This is a genomic window from Sabulibacter ruber (assembly GCF_017355955.1).
GTDB lineage: Bacteria > Bacteroidota > Bacteroidia > Cytophagales > Hymenobacteraceae > Nibribacter > Nibribacter ruber_A.
On record NZ_JAFFID010000092.1, the window covers coordinates 1 to 293 of the forward strand.

1 protein-coding gene is annotated in these 293 nt (G+C 61.8%); it reads left to right on the forward strand.

All coding sequences use genetic code 11. The features are described 5' to 3' along the window. A partial coding sequence (locus JT719_RS24585) for a hypothetical protein (RefSeq protein WP_207436422.1) occupies positions 1-293 on the forward strand: 293 nt, incomplete at both ends.

The following is a 293-nucleotide window of genomic DNA, read 5'->3' on the forward strand; positions in this document are numbered from 1 at the left end:
CGCCTTCTATCGGGCTGCTCCACCGATATTTCAACCGTACAGCGCCATTCCGACCACCAAGCACCTCGTCGAATGGCAGAGCGCGGACACGGTCAAGATCCGTTCGCTCAAAGGCCGCCTGCTGGTTCCTGCTATCCTGTCGCATTATCAGGCCAACACCGGCGGTCGGCGGCACCTGGACGGCATCCTCGGGTTCGCCCAGGAGCACCTGCTGTTCTTGGCAGCGGTAAAGCTGCCGGCTCCGGTCACCCTTGCGGAAGAAACACACCTGGACTTTGGGCTAATCGAGCCGG